Below are 1,739 nucleotides of genomic sequence, written 5' to 3'. Positions count from 1 at the left end.
ATCTGGCCGCCGACGGCAGCTACATCTACACGCCGGCGGCGAACTGGAACGGCACGGACAGCTTCACCTACCAGGCCTTCGACGGGGCCGACTCGGACGTGGCCATGGTCACCATCGACGTCGTGCACACGAACGACGCGCCGGTGGGCGCCGCCGACTGCTACCTGTTCCGCGCCGGTGTGCCGCGCATCGTGGCCGCCGCGGCGGGCGTGCTCGCCAATGACACCGACGTCGAGTCCGACCCGCTGTCCGCGGTGCTCGACTCGCCGCCTTTGCACGGTGACCTCACGCTCAACCCCGACGGCTCGTTCACCTTCGCCCCCGACCCGGGCTACGAGGGCGATGACTCGTTCACCTACTGTGCGTTCGACGGCGAGGACCTCTCGGCGCCGGTCACCGTCACGCTGATCGGCACCCGCCGCTACGAGCAGACCGCGCCGCAGCTGGCCTGGACCGGCACGTGGACGAACCTGGCCCGAACGCAGTTCTCGGCCGGCACGGCGCGCTACGCGTCGGGCACTGGCAAGTCCGTGACGGCCACCTTCTACGGCACCGGCATCGACTGGGTCGGTGCGAGGACCACTTCGGCGGGCAGGGCGCGCATCTACCTCGACGGCGCACTCGTGGCCACCGTCGACCTGTACGCGAGCAACAACCGCTTCGGTGAGGTCCTCTACAGCGTCTCGGACCTGCCGGAAGCCACGCACACCCTGCGCATCGAGACCACAGGGTCCAAGACCTCGGCCTCGACGGGCACGAACGTGTGGATCGACTGCTTCGACGTGCAAGGGGAACTCACGGCGCCGTAGTGCTCCGGCTCTCCCGCACGCATTCGCTCGATCCGGGGGCCCCGCAAGTGCGGGGCCCCCGGCGCGTGCGGCCGTAGCGGGCGCGCCGTTCGTCGCCCGTGCGTAGTCGTTCGTCGGGACGTCATGTGACCTGCGTCACCAACTCCGTTTGGGGCTTTCGGACGTCGCTCCGCGAGTTGTTGCGCCTCCCGCGCGCGTGCCGCATCCTGCTCGCAGCCCGTTGGCCATGCCGGACATCGGGGACAGCTCGGAAGTCGACAGAGGAGGTCTTCATGCGTCACACAGTCCGGAGCGCGTACCGCGCGCTCGCAAGGGTGACCAGGACCGGCATCGCCGCGTGCCTGCTCGCATCCGGGATCCAGCTCGCTGCCCCGACGGCGGCGGTCGCCGTCGATCCGGGGCTCCTCACCGCCGCGCAGAAGGTCCTCGCGAGCGACGGGCAGGCCGGTGACACGCTGGGCTTCGAGTGCGACATCGAGGGCGACACCGCGGTGGTCGGCGCGCGTTGCGAGGACCAGAACGGTCCCGACGCCGGCGCGGCGTACATCTTCGTCAGGGACGGCGGCACCTGGGTCGAGCAGCAGAAGCTGGTCGCCTCGGACGGGCTGGCCTACGACTACTTCGCGCACGACGTCGCGATCTCGGGCGACACGGTCATCATCAGTGCGCACACCGACGACAAGCTCGGGTTCGACACGGGCGCGGCCTACATCTTCACGCGCAGCGGCACCACTTGGACACAGCAGCAGAAGCTCCAGTCGTCGCTCCCCCAGATCCAGGAGTACTTCGGCTACTCCGTGTCCATCGATGGTGACACCGCGGTGATCGGTGCCTACGGCAGCGGCTCCGCGTACGTCTTCACGCGCAGCGGCACCACATGGACCGAGCAGCAGCGTCTCGAAGGTTGGTGGGTGGGGGAGAACTTCGGGT

At 69.2% G+C, this 1,739-nt stretch carries 2 protein-coding genes; both read left to right on the top strand.

The annotated features are described in order from the left end of the window. A partial coding sequence (locus FDZ70_10110; GenBank protein TLM67721.1) for a tandem-95 repeat protein occupies positions 1 to 809 on the top strand: 809 nt, incomplete at its 5' end. 272 nt (positions 810 to 1,081) lie between these two features. Then, positions 1,082 to 1,739: hypothetical protein (locus FDZ70_10105; protein ID TLM67720.1), on the top strand; the 658-nt coding region annotated here is incomplete at its 3' end.

Source organism: Actinomycetota bacterium (assembly GCA_005774595.1).
Classification (GTDB): domain Bacteria; phylum Actinomycetota; class Coriobacteriia; order Anaerosomatales; family D1FN1-002; genus D1FN1-002.
This window is presented reverse-complemented; position numbering and strand designations above follow the sequence as displayed.